The sequence below is a fragment of the Marinifilum sp. JC120 genome (assembly GCA_004923195.1).
Classification (GTDB): domain Bacteria; phylum Desulfobacterota; class Desulfovibrionia; order Desulfovibrionales; family Desulfovibrionaceae; genus Maridesulfovibrio.
Map to the genome: position 1 here is coordinate 1 of RDSB01000235.1, position 392 is coordinate 392.

The 392-nt window shown below is 48.5% G+C and carries 1 protein-coding gene; it reads left to right on the top strand.

Annotated features, from left to right (window positions below):
- On the top strand, positions 1–392 hold a 392-nt coding region (locus D0S45_20940), incomplete at both ends, for a hypothetical protein (GenBank protein TIH03137.1).

Consider the following 392-nt stretch of genomic DNA (forward strand, 5'->3'; position numbering starts at 1 on the left):
GGCGCTTAAGCAGTTACAGGTAATGGCCAATCAGCGCCCATTTCAGGCTAAAGTGCCTGACTCGCCTATTCAGATTTTGGGGATTCTAGAAGGCGCTGGCTTACACTTTACCCACTGCTGGGTGATGGGTTTACACCAACAAGCATGGCCACCTGCGGCAGCACCCAATGCCTTATTACCCATTCGACTTCAGCGTGAACACAACATGCCTCACGCCAGCAGCCTAAGAGAACTGCAATACGCACAATCGCTAACCGACAATTATCGCCACTGTGCCGATACCATTATATTTAGCTCACCCAACCATGACGATGACAGCGAGCAGGCTCTACCTCCTAGCGAATTGATTAGAGATATTCCTCTTATTGATATTCAAGAAATAGCTTTGCTCA